The following is a 15,480-nucleotide window of genomic DNA, read 5'->3' as shown; positions in this document are numbered from 1 at the left end:
CCTCCCCTCGCGGTTTCGCTCCGCGCGCTATCATCGGTCCTACGCCCCAAGGAGAATCCGGAGGTATCCATGGCAGACACGCCCCGCCCGCTCGTAGCCGTCCTCGACTTTGGCGCCCAGTACGGCCAGCTCATCGCCCGTCGCGTGCGCGACCTCCACGTCTACAGCGAGGTCGTCCCCTGCGACATCTCCGCGGCGGAGCTCGCCGAGATGGCCCCCGACGCCATCATCCTGTCGGGCGGGCCGGCCTCGGTCTACGCCGACGACGCCCCCGACATGGACCCGGCCATCCTCGAGCTCGGCATCCCGGTGCTGGGCTTCTGCTACGGCCACCAGATCATGGCGGTGAAGCTCGGCGGCGAGGTGGGCCACTCCGACGTGGGCGAGTACGGCCCCGCCCAGCTCATGCGCCTGGGCAGCTCCCCCCTGCTGGACGGCACCCCCAACGAGGTCCAGACCGTGTGGATGAGCCACCGCGACTCGGTGAGCCGCGCGCCCGAGGGCTTCATGGTCACGGCCAGGACCGAGGCCTGCCCCGTGGCCGTCATGGAGGACCCCCGCCGGCGCCTGTTCTCCACCCAGTTCCACCCCGAGGTGCGCCACACCGAGCACGGCGAGCGCATCCTCAGGAACTTCCTCTTCGACATCTGCCACCTTGAGCCCTCCTGGACCATGGACAACATCGTGGAGGAGAAGGTGGCCCAGATCCGCGACCAGGTGGGCGACGCCAAGGTGATCCTGGCCCTCTCCGGCGGCGTGGACTCCGCCGTGGCGGCCGCCCTGGTGCACCGGGCCGTGGGCGACCAGCTCACCTGCGTGTTCGTGGACCACGGCCTGCTGCGCGCCGGCGAGCCCGAGAGCGTGGACCACGTGTTCCGCGAGGTGTTCAACATCCCGCTGGTGCACGTCCACGCCGAGGAGCGCTACGCCAGGCTCCTGGCCGGCGTCACCGAGCCCGAGGAGAAGCGCCGCATCATCGGCACGGAGTTCTGGAAGGTCTTCTTCGAGGAGGCCCAGAAGCTGGGCGACGTGACGTACCTGGCCCAGGGCACCATCTACCCCGACATCATCGAGAGCGGCGCCCGCAAGACCGGCGGCAAGGCGAGCACCATCAAGAGCCACCACAACCTGATCCCGTTCCCCGAGGGGGTGCACTTCGACCTCATCGAGCCTTTGGACCACTTCTTCAAGGACGAGGTGCGCGAGCTCGGCACCACCCTGGGCCTGCCCGACGAGGTGGTCTACCGCCAGCCGTTCCCGGGCCCGGGCCTGGCCATCCGCATCATCGGCGACGTGACCCCCGAGAAGCTCGAGATGCTCAAGGGGGCCGACAGGATCGTGCGCGAGGAGCTGGACGCCTACAACGCCAGGCTCTTCGAGGAGACCGGCGAGCGCAACAGCGCCCACTCCTGCTGGCAGTACTTCGCGGTGCTCCCCGACATCAAGAGCGTGGGCGTCATGGGCGACGAGCGCACCTACCAGCGCCCGGTGATCGTGCGGGCCGTGGAGAGCTCCGACGCCATGACGGCCGACTGGGCCAAGCTGCCCTGGGAGGTGTTGGGGGCCATCTCCAAGCGCATCGTGGACGAGGTGCCCGGCATCAACCGCGTGTGCTACGACGTCACGAGCAAGCCGCCCGCGACCATCGAGTGGGAGTAAAACACCGGTTCATAGGTGATTTTAAGAACGGCCCGGCGGATCATCGTCGGGCCGTTTCCTTTCCTTGACCCTTACGCTGCGTCACAGCTTACTCTGACGACAGTTGCTCAAGAAGCCGCGAGATCGGAGAAGACGTGAGCGTCCCAGCGGATAGAACGTACACCACCAAGGAACTGGCCGACCTGGCTGGTGTGAGTTCGCGTACGCTTCGCTACTACGATCAGATCGGGTTGCTTGTTCCAGCGCGCGCCGCGAACGGGTACCGGGTCTACAACGCTGCGGACATGCACAGGTTGCAGCATATCCTGCTCCTGCGGTCTTGCGGCATCCCCCTGGAGTCGATCGAGGACGCGCTCGACAGGTCGGATTTTGACCTCGCATCCCTGCTTCAAGAGCATCTGACCCTTCTTTGTCGACAGAGGAAAGAATTGGACGAGACCATCGCGGCGGCAAGGATCGCGGTGATGGGACTGGAGGCTTTTGGAAAAATGGATGATAAAGAACGATTCGAACAAATAAAGAAGCAATCGGTTGCCGACTTCGAGAATGAGTACGGCCAAGAGGCTCGTTCGCTCTACGGCGATGCGGCCATCGACGAGGCAAACGAGCGCATGCTCGGGATGAGCAAGACGGCGTGGGATGCCAAGGAGGAGCTGGAGCAGCGCATCAAGGACAACCTGATCGTGGCGATGGCCACAGGCGATCCGGCCTCCCCTGAGTCAAGACTCGTTGCCGGCATGCACGCCCAATGGATCAAGGCGCATTGGGGAGAAGGCGCCTACACCCCTGAAGCGCATCGATCTCTGGCCCAGGGCTATCTGGCAGACCCGCGCTTCGCGGAATACTACGACGGCGCCTGTGGCGACGGCGCCACCGAGTTCCTCTGCCGGATCATCGAGGCAAATATCGAGTAACGCCTCGAAACGCCAGGAAGTTGTCGTGGGCGGCATGCGTGTGACAACATGCATGCCGCCCTTACTGGAAACACCATCTATGGGCTATCGGTGCGGCTTGGTCTGGGTGATAAGATTTCTCTTGTTTTCGGGGAGTAGGAGTAAGACATTCGGGATTGACGAGGGAGAAGGGGCCAATGAACATCGAAGGAATCACCCTGCGCGAGGCTGTGGCCGACGACCTGGACGCCATCGCCCTCATCTACAACTCCCTCTGGTGCAACTGGATCCGCAAGGCGGGCGCCTGGGAGGACTGGGCCCTCTGCGGGAGGTTCAACGCCGCGATGCAGCTCCAGCGCTCCCCCATCACGCTGGTGGCCGAGCGAAACGGCGCCGTCGTGGGCGCGTGCCTCGTGGGCGTGTTCGAAAACGGCGCCCCGGTGAAGAACCCTCGCTGGCAGCCGGTCTACGAGGAGCTCCTCGCAAAGGCCACCGAGCGGGCCGAGACCGCCGACGAGGACCTCGAGGGGTCGCTCTTCGGCGACTCGCGGGAGAAGGCCACGGCCGACCGCTTTGCCGCCACCGGCGACGAGTACGCCCAGGCGCAGATCAACCTCATCGTCATCAAGCCGGAGTGGCAGGGTGCAGGCCTCGGACGGCGCCTTGTCGAGGAGGCGCGCAGGCGCATGGGCGAGGAGGGCCGCACCAAGTTCTTCCTCATGAGCGACAACCGCTCCAACTACCACTTCTACGACCACCTGGGCATGGCCCGCATCGCCGAGGACCACAGCCAGGACACCGGTGACAACTTCATCGTCTACATCTACGGCGGGGAGGCCTAGGGCGAGACCCTGCCGACTGCGACGCACAGGCGCCCCCGACGGCCGACAGGCTGCCGGGGGCGCTCCTCGGACTGCCAGGTACGCTAAGTAGCCAGTTGGTGCATGTCGGCAGCCCTTTTCCGGACGCTAGGTACACCAAGTAGCTACCTGGTGCATGTCGGGGGCGTCTCCCGGCCCGAAAAGTGCACCAAGTAGCTACCTGGTGCAGGTGGGGAGCTCTTCTCTGCGCCGAAAGGTACACCAAGTAGCTAGTTGGTGCAGGTCGGGAGCCCTCCTCGGCCCGAAAGCCTCCTATCACAGCATGGGCTCGTGCTCCTCGGCGGACCCGTCGGCACCAAAGCGGTAGCAGGTGTACCTCCGGGCGACCGTGTCGTACTTGAGCACCGGGATCCGATGGCTCACATGCACGGAGCCGTCGAGGTAGTAATGGCTCTGGCCGTCCCAGTAGACGTCGTGGAACCACGGGTCGTCCGCGATGGTGGAGGTGCCCACGTGTCCGGCGATCACGTCTTTCAAAAACGCACCGGTGCTCCAGGGGAACTTCTCGCAAAAGTAGGCGTCCTCGGACCCGTACCTCCACAGGTCCTGCGCCTCCTCGTCCACCCCGGCATGGACGAATATCTGCGTGTCGGTCTCCCAGTAATACGGGAGCCCGCGCAGCCACGCGACCACGGGGTCGTCCGCTGACGCCACGGCCCTGTGGTCCTCGAGGTATGCGAGCTCGTGGTTGCCCATGAGCGCAATCACCTGGCCGGGGTGGTCGTTCTGAATCCTCATGATGAGCCGGATCATGGTCGTGTCGGTGTCCGGCGGCGCCATGTAGTCGCCACACAGGACCAGCCGGTTGGCGGGGTCATCCAGGTCCACGACCGAAAGAGCCCTGTCGAACGCCTCCATGTCGCCATGCATGTCGCTCATCGCGTAGATCAAAGCCACGGCACCCTCCGATCTTTCGGCCCCATGACAAGGTACCCCAGGCCGGCCCGTCGCTCCGATCCCACCACCCACCGCCCACAGCCCGGGAGCACAATCAATGTCTGATATCCTCCCATAGACAGCTGCATGCCAGGCGGCCCGCCGGCCCCGTCGGCGGGCCGTTTTCGACCGACGAGAGACCCAGGGGGTGACCGTCCGACCGTGTTCGAGAAGTCCCGGACCACCGGCGCCGCCCCGGTCCTGACCCGCCTGGCCGGGGCCCTGGTCGTCGTGCTCCTGGTCACCCTGGTCGCCTTCCTGCTCTCGTACCTCTCCCCCACCGACGCTGCGGTGAGGTCGTTCGCTGAGGCGGGCGTCTCCCCCACGGAGTCACAGCTCGCCGAGAAACGCGCGGAGCTGGGCCTCGACAGGCCCTTTGCCGAGCAATACGCCGGCTGGGCGGCGGGCGTCTTCCGCGGCGACCTCGGGACCTCCCTCAGAAGCGGCGAGCCGGTGGCCGAGGTGCTGCTCGACGCGCTGCCCTACACCCTCGCCCTGGCCCTCTCGTCCATCGTGCTGACACTCCTCGTCTCCGTACCCCTCGCCCTGGCCTGCGCCTACTGGCAGGGAGGGCCCCTGGACAGGGCCGTGCAGGCGGCCACCTACCTCTTCTGCTCCATGCCCTCGTTCTTTGTGGCGCTCCTGCTGCTCTACGTGTTCTCCGTGCGCCTCAGGATGCTCGACGTCCTCTCGACCAGGGACCTGGCGGGCATCCTCCTGCCCACCGTCGCGACGGCGCTCCCGCTGTCGGCATGGCTCACGCGCCAGCTGCGGACGGTCGCCATAGGGCAGCTCTCGTCGGCCTATGTGGACGGCCTCCGGGCGCGGGGCGTCCCGGAGCCGCGCATCGTCCTTGTCCACGTGCTCAAGAACAGCCTGGTGCCGCTCCTCACCCTCGCCGGCACGGCCTTCGGGATGCTGTTGGGAGGCTCGGCGATCGTGGAGGGGATCTTTGGCTGGCCCGGCCTCGGCTTCGAGACCATCAAGGCCGTGGGCCACCGGGACTACCCCTTCATAGGCGCCTACGCGCTCGTGGCGGCCGTCGTGTACCTGCTCGTCAACGCCGCCGTCGACGGCGCCTGCCGGCTCATCGACCCCTCCATCGATGGGGAGGCGGGGGATGACTAGGGCGCGCGACAGGCGGAGACTCTTATTTGCAGTGGCCCTGACCTGCGCCTTCGTCGGGTTTCTCCTCGTCGCGCCGGCATTTCTCCCCGCCAGCGTGAACGCAACCGACCTGGGTGAGTCCCTCCGGGCGCCGGGCGACGGCCACCTGCTGGGGACCGACTCCCTGGGCAGGGACGTCCTCATGCGCACCGTCGCCGGTGGTCGGGAGTCGGTGCTCCTGGGGCTCGCCACCGTCGCCGTGGTGGCAGCGGTGGGCGTGGCGGTGGGCCTGCTCGGCGGCTATCTCGTGGGGCCGTGGGGCTACGTCGCGGACAAGGTGGTCACGGCCTTCCAGGCCTTCCCGAGCTTCGTCCTCGCGGTGGCCGTCGCGGGCGTCCTCGGCCCGGGGGTGCCCAACATGGTGCTGGCCATAGCCGCGGTGTACTGGACGCAGTTCGCCAGGCTCTCGCGGGCCTTGGCCGCGTCGTTCAGGCGGTCCGACCGTCTCAAGGCGGCGAGGATGTGCGGGGCGCCCACCGGGGCCATAGTCGTCCGCTACCTGCTGCCCCAGGTGGCAGGGCCCACGATCACCCTGGCGGCGCTCTCCGTGAGCGACGTGGTCCTCACCATGGCGGGCCTCTCCTTCATCGGCCTTGGCCCCGAGCGCCCCACCAACGACTGGGGCGCCATGATGGCCGAGGCCCAGCCCACGTTCCAGTACGCCATCTGGTGCATGCTGGTGCCCATGGCGGCGCTCTTCCTGACCGTGGCGGTCTTCAACCTTTTGGGTGACACGCTGCGCGAGGCACTCGACGCCGGGTCGCAGGCCCACGGTGGCGCCCGGCCCAGCGGGCCCGCAGGGTGCGCCCGAGACACGACCGGATGAACCTGGGGGAGACCATGACCCGACCCGTCACGACGGCGCGGCCCGCGATGGCCGCACTCATCCTACTGCTCGGCGCCCTCCTGCTCGCGGGGTGCTCCGGCGGCGGGCAGAGCTCCCCGCACGCCTCCGGCGAGAAGGCCCTCCATGCCGGCTCCACCACCCACTTCTCCGCCGAGACCATGGACCCCGCCTCCGAGTGGGACAGCTGGTACCTCACTTACTACGGCATCGTGGAGACCCTCTTCAGGGTGGGCGACGACCTCACCCCGGAGCCCTGGCTGGCCAAGGGGGCCGAGCGGGTGGACGACCGCACCTGGAAGGTGACCCTCAACGACGGCATCGAGTTCTCCAACGGCGAGGCCGTGGACGCCGCCGCCGTGAAGGCCGCCTGGGAGCGCACCTTGGAGAGGAACCCGCGCGGGATGGAGACCCTGCCCTGCGAGGGGCTCACGGCGGAGGGCAACACCCTCACCATCAGGACGAGGGAGGCCGTTCCCTCCCTGGAGAACGCCCTGTGCGACCCGCTCCTGTGCGTGTACTACGTGGGCGACGACGTCGACTACACAAGGGAGACCCCGGGCACGGGACCCTACATGATGCGGGAGTTCGAGGCCGAGAGCCACATCGTCATGGGCCCCAACGAGCATTACTGGCGGGGCACCCCCAAGCTCTCAGAGGTGAGGCTCACCTGCTTCTCCGACGACAACGCCATCACCATGGCCATGCAGAACGGAGAGATCGACGCCGTGGCGATGCCCTCCGCCTCCACCCTGGCCACCCTTGCCCGGGACGGCGACGGCGACTACCGGGTCTCCCGGAAAACGACCTCCCGCGCCGACTTCATCTGCATGAACATGACCCATCCCGTCATCCAGAACGCGGCGGTGCGCACGGCCGTCGCATACTGCATCGACCGGGACGGCTACGCGGACGTCGTCTGCCAGGGCAACGCCACCCCGAGCTGGGGCGTCTACAGCCGGACCCTGCCCTTCGGGGGCACCGAGGGCCTCCAGGTGACCGTGGACCGCTGCGACGTGACGGCGGCCGCCCGGGCCCTCGAGGAGGCCGGGATAACCGACACCGACGGCGACGGCGTCCGCGAGCTCGACGGCGCCCCGGTGGAGCTCGACCTCTACACCTGCACCAGCTACGAGCGCTTCGTCCAGATCGCCGACGACCTCCAGTCCAAGCTCGCCCAGGCCGGCATACGGCTCCGGATCGTCCCCACCGACTACTTCCTGGAGGACAAGGGGACCTGGGCCGAGGACGACCCCGACATGACCCTCGACAGCTCCGCCATGGCCCCCACCGGCGACCCGGCCTACTTCGCGAGGACCCACTTCGTCACCGGGGCCTCGGCCAACTACGGCGGCTACTCCAACGGGGAGGTGGACGCCCTCGTCGCACGGCTGGACGAGACCTTCGACGAGGACGAGCGCAACGGGATCGCGCGCCGGATCGCCCAGGTGGTGCTGGACGACAGCCCCTGCGTCTTCTTCTCCAACCCCGACGCGACGGTGCTGTGCACCTCGGCCGTGTCCGGTCTCGACGTGGCGCCCTCGGAGTACTATTTCGTGACGGTCGACACCGACGTCGCCTGACCCCCGGCGCGGATGCGGGGCACACGACAGAAAGCGCGCCGCCCATGGACGGACTGCTCGAGATAGACTCCCTCACCGTGAGCTACGGCCCCAACCGGGCTCTGGCCTCGGTGAGCCTTGGACTGGGTGCCGGGGAGAGCCTCGCCGTAGTGGGCGAGAGCGGGTCAGGCAAGAGCACGCTGCTGCGCTCCATCGCACGGCTGCTGCCGCGCCAGGCCCGCATCGAGTCGGGCGCCATCGAGTTCCGCGGCACCGACCTCGTCACGGCGCCGGACAGTGTGCTGCGGTCCCTGCGAGGGTCGCAGATCGCCTACGTCTTCCAGAACGGGCGGGAGTCCCTTGACCCGCTGTTCACCGTCGGGCGGCAGCTCGACGAGGTGCTCCGGGCCCACGGCAAGGAGGCCCCGCCCCGCTGGGGGGAGGTCCTCCTCCGGAGGATGGGCGTCGAGGACCCCGGGCGGGTCCTGGCGGCGTTTCCCCGTGAGCTGTCCGGAGGCCAGTGCCAGCGGGTGGCCGTCGCGCTCTCCGTGGCGTGCGGCCCCAGCCTGCTGCTGGCCGACGAGCCCACCGGCGGCCTGGACGAGGAGGCCCGGGACAAGGTGGGCGGGTTGCTTGGCGACCTCAACGCGAGGGAGGGCGTGGCCCTCGTCACGGTGACCCACGACATCGGGTTCGCCGCGCGGGTGGCCCGGCGGATCGCCGTGATGAGGGGCGGGAGGATCGTGGAGGAGGGCCCCACCGAGCGGGTGATGGCAAGGCCGTCGCAGCCCTATACCCGGGAGCTCATCGACGCCGTGCCGAGGACGACAAGGACGTTCAGGAGGGTCGGCGATGGGGCCTGAGGGCGGCAGGGACGCCCTTCTCCGCCTGGAGGGCGTGTCCAAGAGGTACCGGCGGTCCGGGCTGCTCGCCCTGGACGCCGTGTCGATGTGGGTGGGGGCCGGGGAGCGCGTGGGGCTCATGGGCCCCAGCGGCAGCGGGAAGAGCACGCTCGCGTGCATCGCGGCGGGGCTCCTCTCCCCCAGCGGGGGCCGTGTGTGGTTTGACGGCGTGGAGCGCCCGGGGAGCGGCCGCTTGCCGAGGGGCCGGTCGGCCGCGGCGAGGCGGGCCTGGCTGGGGATGCAGATGGTCTTTCAGGACCCGGAGGCGTCGCTTCTCCCGACCATGCGCCTGGGCGACGCCGTCTTTGAAGGGGCCCGCTACCTGCCAAGGTTCAAGGGGGTCGACAAGGACCGCCTGGTGAGGGAGGCGCTCGAGGCCGTGGAGCTGCCCGGGTCCTACGTGGAGAGGTTTCCGTACGAGCTCTCCGGCGGGGAGTGCCAGCGGGCGGCGATCGCGCGGGCCGTCATCGGCAGGCCCAAGCTCCTCCTGTGCGACGAGGCCACGAGCGCCCTGGACGTCACCGTCCAAGCCAAGGTCATGGCGCTGCTTGGGAGGATCCACCGGGAGCTGGGCACGGCGTTTCTCTTCATCAGCCACAACCCGGCCCTGGTGGGCGGGTTCTGCGACCGCATCTACCGGATAGGGGGCGGCCGCATCACGGAGGAGCTGGAGGCCTGCGAGCGGGCGTAGGCTTCCGGGCGAGAGGTGCGCCAAGTAGCCACCTGACGCACATGAACCCTCACGCGAACGGGTTCACGTCGTCACAGGAAGCAGGGACACCCGCCAGCTCGAAGTAACGGTCGCCCCACTCGGCCATCTGCCTGATCATGGGGACGAGCGTCTCGCCGAGTTCCGTGAGCGAGTACTCCACCTTGGGAGGAACCACCGGGTACTGCTCCCGATGAACGATGCCGTCCTCGACCATCTCCTTGAGCTGGCGCGACAGCATGCGGGGCGTGGCCTTGGGGACGAGCCGGGAGAGCTCCGAGTAGCGGAGCGTCCGGCCGATGAGCTCATAAGCGATAATGGCCTTGTACTTGCCGCCGAGGACCCCCATGAAGGCCTCGATCGGGCAGCTGTACCCTGCGATCTTCTCCCTGTCCACTGCAGCCCCCTGCACTTAACACTATACAAAAGGATAGTACAAGACAAAAAAGTGCCTTCTTGCAAACAAGCACATACGATTAGACCATGAAGCCGTACCGGCATCAACCGACGGGAGAGGCATCGGTCCCAGCCGCACTCCAGCCCCAGACCAAAGACCGGCCCGTCGCAAGGATTCAGGAGGTAGGCGCGATGAAGGTATTCGTAGCGGGGGCAAGTGGGCGCGTGGGCAAGGCCCTGGTGGCGGACCTCGTCTCTTCGGGTAACGAGGTGGTGGCGGCGTCGCGCGGCGCGGAGGGTCTGGAGTGGCCCGAGGGTGTTGTCCCCTGCCGCTTTGACTTCCATTGGACCGTGGATGAGATGGCCGAGCGGGTCGCGGGATGCGACGCCGTCTACTGCGTGGCCGGGTCGCGCGGCAAGGACCTCCTGCAGACCGACGCCTTTGGGGCGGTCAAGCTCATGGGTGCGGCAAAGCAGGTCGGGGCGCAGCGGTTCGTCATGTTGAGCTCCCTGTTTGCCATGGAGCCGGAGCGCTGGGCCCAGGAGCCGTCGCTCTCGGGCATCACGGACTACAACATCGCGAAGCTCTTCGCCGACGAGTGGCTCACCCACCGCTCGGGACTCGCGTGGACCATCGTGCAGCCCAGCATCCTCAAGGAGGAGCCCGGCACCGGCAGGATCGAGCTCGACCCCGCCCACGACGGCTCCAACCCGATCCCCGACGTCGCGGCCGTCCTCGCCGGCGTGCTCGACCGGCCCAACACCGTGGGCAAGGTGGTCATGATGCGAAGCGGCGACACGCCCGTCGCCGACGCGCTCGCCGAGGTGTGATCTGGGCCCGGGCGACCTGCCTTTTGTGACGCCGACGGTGCGGTGGGACCCCCCGGTCGACCGGGCCCCGCTGCACCGTTTCACCTTGCGGGCCGACGGACGCGCCCAGGCCGGCGCAGAGCGCACGGTGCACCAACTAGCTACCTGGTGCATGTTTGGAAGGCCTCTTCCGGCTGCCAGGTGCACCAACTAGCTACTTGGTGCATGTTGGGAAGCTCTTCTCGGCCGAAAAGTGCACCAAGTAGCCACCTGGTGCATGTCCCAGGGGTGGCGGGAACTGGGCTGGAACACGTACCGGCAGATCGTGTCGGAGCTCTCCCCCGGCCAGTGGCCCTACAACGGCATCGTCGACCTGGTTTACGACGTCCGCCGATGACCCTCGGCGGACGTGGCGCCACGGCGCATCATAGGAGCTGCCCGGCCCCACGCCCAGGAGGATCCCATGCAGCATCAGTGCAAGGTCACCGTGCTCGAGGCCCCGTGCAACAAAGCCCTTCAGGAGAAGTACCTGGCCGACCCTCATAGCGGTCCCTGCCCGTGCTTCTCCGTGGGCGACGAGTTCCTCTTTGAGCGCACCCCCGAACGCGACGACTACTACCACCTGGGCCGCGGCACGCGGAAAGCCGACGGCGGCGACTGGCCCTGCGGCGAGGCGTGGGACGCCGTCAACCGTTACATCTACACCGCGCTCCAGGGCGGCACGATTATGAAGGGTTGGACCAACGACGACCGCATGATGATCGCCTGCTGCAACGACGGCACGCGGCCCGTGGTCTTCAAGATCGAGCGCATCGACATCCCCGAGACGCCCGAAGAGGAGGGGTGGCTGGCCAAGCAGGACTTCTCCGTCAGCGCGGAGGACGCGTACACGGGGTGAGGCGACGGGCCGCGCCGTGGCCGCTCGGAGCCGCGGAGGAGCGTGGCGGGCACGGCGGCGCGGCCACGGCTACCGGCGCCCGAAAGTTAAGTCCAAAACATAACCGCCACGGTTAAACAGCCTTAGTAGTACACCTTGTTCACCCTGCGAAAAAGCCGGGATGCCCTCCAAAGCTGATTCCCATAGCGAAACCTAGCGCCTCCAGCCGTCCTCATAACCTCGTTTGGGCCTAAACCTATGTCCCTCGTGCAGCCGCTTCACCATTCCACGCACTGCTTCTGAGACAGTAGCCGACATCTCGAGCTCGATACAGCGACGGAACACAACGTCAGAGTCCAAACGCATCCACTCGTTCGAGTAGTTCATAAGCTCTGCCTTGAAGCGCTCGATCTCCCTCCATTGGAGATGGCCATCGTAACCTGCAGTCACCTGTGCAAGGATACGGAGAATCTTGTCCAGCTCTTCCGGGACGAGCTCTTCGACGCTTTGCGTCTCTGGCTGGGTATCGGCAGCATCAATGCCTCCGCCATCGGCAACGACAACAATCACGAAATCGTATGCAGTCTTGAACCAATCTAGCTCATCCTGTGTCCAAGGTATAATCAGCAGCTTTTCGACGCATCCGTTCTGCACAACGTCGTCAATCGTTTTGTCCATGTACAGAGCTACAACGTGCTGCGCCCTAAAAGGAAGACCCCGCCGTTTCCAGGCTAGCGTTATGCCCATGCCGCTCAAACGTCGTTCGAGCCTTTCAAATGCGGCGTCAGTTGGCGCCCCAAGGGTGCTCTGCAGCGTGCGTTTGTCAGGGGCAACGACGGAGCCTCCTCCTTGCTCAGCAAGCCAACGAAGAGCGGCTGCAACCGCCTCGTCGTTTGCGCCAGTGGAATCCACCATTAGAAACTCGATATCAGCCTTGTCAGCCAAAGGGGCATTCCTCCTTGTCGCAGTGTGTGCTGGGTGCATCTCTCATTCATGAAGACAGCTCCCAGCACCGAGCCGATACCCGCCAGTGCTACCCTAGCCTCGTAAGCAAGTTGAAGTCTAACCGAAATATGAAGGTCTACCCCGGCATACCTCTTGGAAATAAGCCGTTTGATAACCGCTCGAGCATTCTCAAAGACGACCTGGTGGTCCAGCTGCGCTCGGGAGACAGGCTCTCCCTCGCCGCCACCTATTTCTCAATCTTTGGCTACGCGAAGCTCCCCCGCTCGTTCCAGATTCCCACGCCGGTGGGAAACTACGCCCCCGACTGGGCCATCGCGTTCAAGAAGGATAGCGTGCGCCACATCTTCTTTATCGCGGAGACCAAGGGCAGTCTTGACGCCCTATCGCCGAGAGACATTGAGAACGGCAAGATCGCCTGCGCAAGACGCCTCTTCAACGAGTTTTCCGACGATGGCGTACGTTACGACGTGGTCCATAGCTACCAGGACATGCTCGACATCATCCAGGTGATGGAATAGGGAGAAAGGGAGTCTCTTTGGACAAGGGGAAGAGGTCGAACGAACCAGCTCTGTCACCACAGCAGACTCTAGAACGATTTATATATAGGGCTCGTAGAGTCGAAGACCATTCGCTGGTCCGGAGCGGCATAGTCAAGAACTATGCCGCTCCCAAGCTGACGCTGACTGTGAAACCGTCTGGCGAAGGCATACTCAGCAAAGGCATTCTCATCAAAGAGGAGTCTATCGAATCATTGACATCTCGTCTCCGGCCTTTCATTGTTAAATCCGAGCCGATGTACATGCCCAAGGTCATAAATGCGATCAAAAAGTGCATGGAAGGATTCTCTCCATCAGAAGACCAAATTGCCTCCGTTGAAGAAGTCCGTGGCTGGTTTGAGGATAGATTTAATAGCGATAATGCCATCTATCGTAGTGTCCAGTCGATAAATAAAGACGGTAATCCCGAGACGGATTACGTCTCGGACAGTGTTTTGGCAAACTCATGGCTGTACTCAGATCTTGTCCATGCAGACCCAAAGGGCAAGAAGGTCGCAGGAACTAAGTTTGATTACCTCACCCGATACGAAGCCGCTGTTTCGTACTTTTCTGAACTATCCCTATTGGTCGTTAGGCTCCTAGATATTGTTCGCGATTTATATAATCATGAATCAATATTCATACCGGAAGAAAAATGGTATGAATCGGTGAGTATTGCCGAAGCCCTTCTAAGCAGGGAACTAGAGGTCCGCTCCGGATCAATGTATGTATTTCCCGCCGGCACCATTCCCCCAGAGAATACTCCCCTTGAGGAAATACCGGATGGTATCTGCATAGGAACAAGCATAGGGAGCAATCGGGTTCGACACGATGCTACAACCGTTGCGGTATACGATGCATCCGACACCAAAGTCGCAGACTATACGGCATATCAAGAGGATACTTGCAGCTACTATCACTTAGTTCTCGAAGATGCACTGAGGATCTCTTGGCACAAATCCTCTTTTTCGCTCCGGGGAAGCGAATTCGAGGACCCCATTCTGAAACCAATAGAAGGCCAGGGAGACCTAGCAGCGAAAATTAACAGTACACTCAATGAGTCACGCTATTTTATTGCTGATTTAATGCTCAACGGAAAGTCTCACAGGTTGAAAATCGAGCTCGCAAAGGAAGGATGAGAGTGAAGAACGGGGGGTGCTTCATTTCCCCAGTGATGGCGCAAACGCACCCTTCTAGCATTGATATTGTTTCAGCTTGGCCGGTTATCGGAATTCCTCGGAGTGCCCCCTCGCCCCCAACTCCAGTCACCTAAACCACCCACAGGAGCTCACATGGATGCATGGATGATTCGCGCAGGCCGCAACGGCGCCTACGCGTCCAACTGGATCGAGAACGGTGTCATCGGTATCGGATGGGACCTGGGAGGCGCCGACATCTCCGCCATGTCCCGCGACCAGATCAGGGCGGCCTACGAGTCCCTCCACCCCGAGGAGAGCCGCGCCAGAATCGCCGCGGCGGCCGGCCAGGTGAACCGCTTTGTCCATGCCATGGTCGAGGGTAGCACCGTCGTCATGTACGATCCCCAGGCCCGCCTCTATCACATCGGCGAGGTGATGGGCCCCTGTGAACCCGTTGCAGGCAACGAGGCCATGACCTACCGGCGCGCCGTCGTGTGGGCCCAGGAGGCCCCGCGCGACAGCCTCTCGACGTCTTCCAAAAACTCGCTGGGCTCCATCTCGACGATCTTCTCGATCTCTGACGAGGTCATGGCCGACGTGCTTCGCGCCGCCGCACTACCGCCGGCGGCCGATGAGGAGCCGGCGCCCTCCGACGACGAGGAGGCCCGTGCCACCACCTACAACGACGGCGTCGAGCGCATCAAGGACCGCGTGAACCAGCTCGACTGGGAGGAGATGGAGCAGCTGGTGGCCGGGCTTCTCCGCGCCATGGGCTACCATGCACGCGTGACGCCCAAGGGGCCCGACGGCGGGCGCGACCTGATCGCGTCCCCGGATGCCCTGGGCCTTGAGAGCCCGCGCATCATCGCCGAGGTGAAGCACCGCAAGGGAGCCATGGGGGCGCCGGAGGTGCGCTCCTTCATCGGCGGCCTGCGCGCAAGCGACCGCGGGCTCTACGTGAGCACGGGCGGCTTCACCCGGGAGGCCCGCTACGAGGCCGACCGCTCCAACGTGCCCGTGAAGCTTCTCGACCTCGACGAGTTCGTGCGCCTCTACGTGGAGTGCTACGACAGCGCCGACGGCGAGGCCCGCGCCATCCTGCCCCTCGTGCGCATCTGGTGGCCGGCGTAGGGGCGTGGGGGCTCGCCGGTCGGAAGGTGCACCAAGTAGCTACCTGGTGCAGGTTGGGAAGCCCTTTTCCAG

16 protein-coding genes are annotated in these 15,480 nt (G+C 65.1%); 13 read left to right on the top strand and 3 right to left on the bottom strand.

Annotated elements, in window-relative coordinates; all coding sequences use genetic code 11:
* Positions 1 to 69: 69 nt before the first annotated feature.
* From guaA to NFR49_RS08105, 3 genes are all read left to right on the top strand, one after another.
* Entirely contained in the window at positions 70 to 1,659 is a 1,590-nt protein-coding gene (guaA, locus tag NFR49_RS08115) for a glutamine-hydrolyzing GMP synthase (protein WP_251159142.1), read from the top strand.
* Positions 1,660 to 1,793: 134 nt separating this feature from the next.
* Positions 1,794 to 2,573, top strand: coding sequence for a MerR family transcriptional regulator (locus tag NFR49_RS08110; RefSeq protein WP_251159141.1), 780 nt, complete (start codon positions 1,794 to 1,796; stop codon positions 2,571 to 2,573).
* Positions 2,574 to 2,749: 176 nt separating this feature from the next.
* Positions 2,750 to 3,394 carry a GNAT family N-acetyltransferase gene (locus NFR49_RS08105; protein WP_251159140.1) on the top strand — a complete coding sequence of 215 codons (645 nt, stop codon included), beginning with the start codon at positions 2,750 to 2,752 and terminating at the stop codon, positions 3,392 to 3,394.
* Positions 3,395 to 3,688: 294 nt separating this feature from the next.
* Here the strand turns inward: NFR49_RS08105 and NFR49_RS08100 are convergent, their stop codons facing one another.
* Positions 3,689 to 4,330, bottom strand: coding sequence for a metallophosphoesterase (locus NFR49_RS08100; RefSeq protein WP_251159139.1), 642 nt, complete (start codon positions 4,328 to 4,330; stop codon positions 3,689 to 3,691).
* Between the two features lie 201 nt (positions 4,331 to 4,531).
* Between NFR49_RS08100 and NFR49_RS08095 the strand changes: the two genes are divergently transcribed.
* The 5 genes from NFR49_RS08095 to NFR49_RS08075 all read left to right on the top strand — a co-directional run bounded on the left by NFR49_RS08095 (position 4,532) and on the right by NFR49_RS08075 (position 9,535).
* The gene (locus tag NFR49_RS08095; protein WP_251159138.1) at positions 4,532 to 5,497 is read left to right on the top strand and encodes an ABC transporter permease; all 966 of its coding nucleotides are present in this window, start codon (positions 4,532 to 4,534) and stop codon (positions 5,495 to 5,497) included.
* A 94-nt stretch (positions 5,498 to 5,591) separates the two neighbouring features.
* Positions 5,592 to 6,362: an ABC transporter permease gene (locus NFR49_RS08090; protein ID WP_251159137.1), complete on the top strand. Its 771-nt coding sequence runs from the start codon at positions 5,592 to 5,594 to the stop codon at positions 6,360 to 6,362.
* Positions 6,363 to 6,376: 14 nt separating this feature from the next.
* Positions 6,377 to 7,963, top strand: a complete 1,587-nt coding sequence (locus NFR49_RS08085) for an ABC transporter substrate-binding protein (RefSeq protein ID WP_251159136.1) — start codon at positions 6,377 to 6,379, stop codon at positions 7,961 to 7,963.
* A 44-nt stretch (positions 7,964 to 8,007) separates the two neighbouring features.
* Positions 8,008 to 8,805 (top strand): ABC transporter ATP-binding protein, encoded by a 798-nt coding sequence (locus NFR49_RS08080; RefSeq protein WP_251159135.1) that lies wholly within the window; start codon positions 8,008 to 8,010, stop codon positions 8,803 to 8,805.
* Positions 8,795 to 9,535: an ABC transporter ATP-binding protein gene (locus NFR49_RS08075; protein ID WP_251159134.1), complete on the top strand. Its 741-nt coding sequence runs from the start codon at positions 8,795 to 8,797 to the stop codon at positions 9,533 to 9,535. Before NFR49_RS08080 ends, NFR49_RS08075 begins: the two co-directional genes overlap by 11 nt.
* Positions 9,536 to 9,584: 49 nt before the next feature.
* Here NFR49_RS08075 and NFR49_RS08070 read toward each other — a convergent pair whose 3' ends face one another.
* Positions 9,585 to 9,950: a winged helix-turn-helix transcriptional regulator gene (locus tag NFR49_RS08070; protein ID WP_251159133.1), complete on the bottom strand. Its 366-nt coding sequence runs from the start codon at positions 9,948 to 9,950 to the stop codon at positions 9,585 to 9,587.
* Between the two features lie 191 nt (positions 9,951 to 10,141).
* On the opposite strand from NFR49_RS08070, the gene NFR49_RS08065 reads away from it, so the two are divergent.
* Complete coding sequence (locus NFR49_RS08065) at positions 10,142 to 10,780, top strand: NAD(P)H-binding protein (protein ID WP_251159132.1); 639 nt, start codon at positions 10,142 to 10,144, stop codon at positions 10,778 to 10,780.
* A 442-nt stretch (positions 10,781 to 11,222) separates the two neighbouring features.
* Positions 11,223 to 11,657: a TIGR04076 family protein gene (locus NFR49_RS08060; protein ID WP_251159131.1), complete on the top strand. Its 435-nt coding sequence runs from the start codon at positions 11,223 to 11,225 to the stop codon at positions 11,655 to 11,657.
* Between the two features lie 192 nt (positions 11,658 to 11,849).
* Here the strand turns inward: NFR49_RS08060 and NFR49_RS08055 are convergent, their stop codons facing one another.
* Complete coding sequence (locus tag NFR49_RS08055; RefSeq protein WP_251159130.1) at positions 11,850 to 12,581, bottom strand: hypothetical protein; 732 nt, start codon at positions 12,579 to 12,581, stop codon at positions 11,850 to 11,852.
* 128 nt (positions 12,582 to 12,709) lie between these two features.
* Here NFR49_RS08055 and NFR49_RS08050 point away from each other — a divergent pair, with 128 nt between their 5' ends.
* The 3 genes from NFR49_RS08050 to NFR49_RS08040 all read left to right on the top strand — a co-directional run bounded on the left by NFR49_RS08050 (position 12,710) and on the right by NFR49_RS08040 (position 15,408).
* Positions 12,710 to 13,120, top strand: coding sequence for a restriction endonuclease (locus NFR49_RS08050; protein WP_251159129.1), 411 nt, complete (start codon positions 12,710 to 12,712; stop codon positions 13,118 to 13,120).
* 17 nt (positions 13,121 to 13,137) lie between these two features.
* Positions 13,138 to 14,277 carry a hypothetical protein gene (locus tag NFR49_RS08045; protein ID WP_251159128.1) on the top strand — a complete coding sequence of 380 codons (1,140 nt, stop codon included), beginning with the start codon at positions 13,138 to 13,140 and terminating at the stop codon, positions 14,275 to 14,277.
* A gap of 165 nt (positions 14,278 to 14,442) precedes the next feature.
* Positions 14,443 to 15,408 carry a restriction endonuclease gene (locus NFR49_RS08040; protein ID WP_251159127.1) on the top strand — a complete coding sequence of 322 codons (966 nt, stop codon included), beginning with the start codon at positions 14,443 to 14,445 and terminating at the stop codon, positions 15,406 to 15,408.
* The last annotated feature ends 72 nt before the right edge of the window (positions 15,409 to 15,480 follow it).

The sequence above is a fragment of the Caniella muris genome (assembly GCF_943193035.1).
In the GTDB taxonomy this organism is placed as follows: Bacteria; Actinomycetota; Coriobacteriia; order Coriobacteriales; family Atopobiaceae; genus Granulimonas; species Granulimonas faecalis.
Note: the sequence above shows the minus strand (reverse complement) of the source record. Positions and strands in the feature narration are given on the sequence as shown.

Coding starts and splice junctions, on each gene's coding strand:
- guaA (WP_251159142.1), top strand. CDS start 70: ATGGCAGACACGCCCCGCCCGCTCGTAGCCGTCCTCGACTTTGGCGCC.
- NFR49_RS08105 (WP_251159140.1), top strand. CDS start 2,750: ATGAACATCGAAGGAATCACCCTGCGCGAGGCTGTGGCCGACGACCTG.
- NFR49_RS08085 (WP_251159136.1), top strand. CDS start 6,377: ATGACCCGACCCGTCACGACGGCGCGGCCCGCGATGGCCGCACTCATC.
- NFR49_RS08080 (WP_251159135.1), top strand. CDS start 8,008: ATGGACGGACTGCTCGAGATAGACTCCCTCACCGTGAGCTACGGCCCC.
- NFR49_RS08075 (WP_251159134.1), top strand. CDS start 8,795: ATGGGGCCTGAGGGCGGCAGGGACGCCCTTCTCCGCCTGGAGGGCGTG.
- NFR49_RS08065 (WP_251159132.1), top strand. CDS start 10,142: ATGAAGGTATTCGTAGCGGGGGCAAGTGGGCGCGTGGGCAAGGCCCTG.
- NFR49_RS08060 (WP_251159131.1), top strand. CDS start 11,223: ATGCAGCATCAGTGCAAGGTCACCGTGCTCGAGGCCCCGTGCAACAAA.
- NFR49_RS08050 (WP_251159129.1), top strand. CDS start 12,710: ATGAAGGTCTACCCCGGCATACCTCTTGGAAATAAGCCGTTTGATAAC.
- NFR49_RS08040 (WP_251159127.1), top strand. CDS start 14,443: ATGATTCGCGCAGGCCGCAACGGCGCCTACGCGTCCAACTGGATCGAG.